Source organism: Candidatus Methylomirabilota bacterium (genome assembly GCA_035764725.1).
Taxonomy (GTDB): domain Bacteria; phylum Methylomirabilota; class Methylomirabilia; order Rokubacteriales; family CSP1-6; genus DASRWT01.
In genome coordinates this window covers 1-2,418 of sequence record DASTYT010000146.1, presented here as the reverse complement: position 1 = coordinate 2,418, position 2,418 = coordinate 1, and the positions used below count along the sequence as shown (strand labels likewise).

Here is a 2,418-nt window from a genome sequence, read left to right as displayed (position 1 = left end):
GTCGTCCGGCGCCGTGCTCGTGGCCGGCGCGGTCATCGCCTTCACCGGCTGGCACGCCGCCGACCCGCTGGCCGGCGCGGCCATCGGCCTCCTCATTCTCCCGCGCACCTTCGCGCTCCTCTCCCACGCGGTCAACGTGCTCCTCGAGGCGGTGCCCCCGCACCTGGACCTGGCCGAGATCGAGACGGCCATGTGCGGCGTGATGGGGGTGCGGCGAGTGCACGACCTCCACGTCTGGACGCTCACGTCGGGGCGCGAGGCCATGAGCGCCCACGTGACCGTGGAGCCGGGGACGGGCGGCGATCGCCTGCTCCACGACCTCCACGTGCTGCTCCACGCGCGCTTCGGCATCGACCACACCACGATCCAGGTCGAGACCGACGGCGGCCTGGTGCAGATCACCTCGCCCGCCAGCCGCCCGTAGCGTCTCTCAGTAGGAGCGCGGCAGGCCCAGGACGTGCTCGGAGAGGTAGTTGAGGGCCATCTGCTGCGACACCGGCGCGATCTTGTAGAGGCGCACCTCGCGCCACAGCCGCTCCACGTAGAACTCGCGCGCGTACCCGAAGCCGCCGAAGGTTTGCAGCGCGGCGTCGCAGGCGGCGAAGCCCGCCTCCGCCGCGAGCATCTTGGCGGCGTTCGCCTCCTTGCCGCAGGGCCGGCCGGTGTCGAAGAGCCACGCCGCCTTGAGGCAGAGCAGCTCGGCCGCCTCGAGCTGGGCGGCGGCGTGCGCCAGCGGATGGGCGATGGCCTGGTTCTTCCCGATGGGCCGGTCGAAGACCACGCGCTCCTTCGCGTACTGCACGGCGCGATCCAGCGCGGCGCGCCCGATGCCCACCGCCTCGATCCCCACGACGATGCGCTCGGGGTTCAGCGAGTCGAGGAGATGGTAGAACCCGTCCCCCACCGTCCCGATCACGTCGGCGTCGGGGACCTCGAGGTTCTCGATGATGATCTCGTTCGAGTCCACCGCCGCCCGCCCCAGCTTGTGGATGAGCCGGACATTGATGGCCTTGCGGTCGAAGTCGGTGAAGAAGAGCGTGAGGCCCTTGAGGGGCTTGGCGGGGTCGCGCTCGCTGGTGCGCGCGAGCAGGAGGAACTTGGTGGCGTGCTGGGCGTTGGTCGTCCAGACCTTGCGCCCGTTGACGATCCACGTGTCGCCCTGCTTGACCGCGCGGGTCTGGATGCGTGAGGTGTCGGTGCCCGCATTGGGCTCGGTGACGCCGAAGGCCAGGATGGTCTCGCCGCTGCAGAGGCCGGGGAGATGCCGGCGCTTTTGCTCCTCGGTGCCGAACTTGATCACGGGAGTGGGCGGGAAGACGTAGAAGTGAATGGGCGAGGCGCCGGACGTCCCCGCGCCGGACGCGCAGATCTCGTGGAGCATGATGGCGGCCTCGGTGACGCCGAGCCCGGCGCCGCCGTAGGCCTCGGGCACCATGATGCCGAGCCAGCCCGCATCCGCGAAGGCTTTGATGAACTCGTACGGGTACTCCGCCTTCTCGTCCTTTTCCAGCCAGTAATCGAGTGAGAAGCCGCGGGCGAGCGCCGCGACCTCCTTGCGGATCATCTCCTGAGCTTCGGTGAGGGCGAAGTCCATGGGCGAGTCCTCCGGCCCGATCGTACCCCAGGACGGCCCGCGACCGCGAGGCTTGCCGGGCCTCCGGGCCTCCGGTATCCTCGGAGCGTGGAAACGACCCCGGCCATCCAGGATTACCTCGGCGCGATCTACGATCTCACCGGCGGCGACAAGCCGGTGATCGGCGCGCGACTCGCGCGGCACATGCACGTCTCCGCCCCGTCCATCACCGAGGCGCTCCGGCGCATGCAGCGCGAGGGCTATGTCCGCCTCGCGGGCAAGAAGGAGATCCGCCTCACCACCAAGGGCCGCGGCATCGCCGAGACCATGGCGCGCCGCCACCGCCTGCTCGAGCGCTGGCTGACCGACGTGCTCGGGCTCGACTGGTCGCGGGCCCACGACGAGGCGCATCGCCTCGAGCATGCCCTGTCACCCGTGGTGGAGGAACGCCTCGCCGAGCAGCTCGGCATGCCCAGCACCTGCCCGCACGGCAATCCCATTCCCGGCATGCCCGCGCCCGAGGCGCACAATCCGATCCCGCTCAGCCAGGCGCACGCCGGTCAGGACCTCACGGTGGAGCGCATCACCGAGGAAGCCGAGGCCGACCGCCAGCTGCTCCACTTCCTGTGGGAGAGCGGCATCCGCCCGGGTGTGCGGCTCACGATCAAGGAGGTCGCGCCCTACGCCGGCACCATCAGCGTGCTCATCGAGGGACGCACGGTGACGATGGGCCTGGCCGCCTCCGGCAAGATCTGGGTGTACGACCCGAAGGACCCGCCTGAGACGGGCGGTCGCGGATCCTCGCGCGTGAAGCGCGCCCGTTCGGCGGCGCGCTAGGCGCGGAG

3 protein-coding genes are annotated in these 2,418 nt (G+C 70.5%); 2 read left to right on the top strand and 1 reads right to left on the bottom strand.

The features are described from left to right. Positions 1 to 424 (top strand): cation diffusion facilitator family transporter (locus tag VFX14_23990; protein ID HEU5192754.1); only part of this gene is annotated, 424 nt, incomplete at its 5' end. 6 nt (positions 425 to 430) lie between these two features. Here VFX14_23990 and VFX14_23985 read toward each other — a convergent pair. Continuing rightward, a complete protein-coding gene (locus tag VFX14_23985) occupies positions 431 to 1,594 on the bottom strand; it encodes an acyl-CoA dehydrogenase family protein (protein ID HEU5192753.1) in 1,164 nt (387 codons plus the stop codon). Between the two features lie 87 nt (positions 1,595 to 1,681). Between VFX14_23985 and VFX14_23980 the strand changes: the two genes are divergently transcribed. Then, positions 1,682 to 2,410: a metal-dependent transcriptional regulator gene (locus VFX14_23980; GenBank protein HEU5192752.1), complete on the top strand. Its 729-nt coding sequence runs from the start codon at positions 1,682 to 1,684 to the stop codon at positions 2,408 to 2,410. Positions 2,411 to 2,418: the final 8 nt, after the last annotated feature.

What these genes read in the sequence shown, in the direction of transcription:
- VFX14_23985 (HEU5192753.1), bottom strand. Translation starts at nt 1,594, where the DNA reads ATGGACTTCGCCCTCACCGAAGCTCAGGAGATGATCCGCAAGGAGGTC.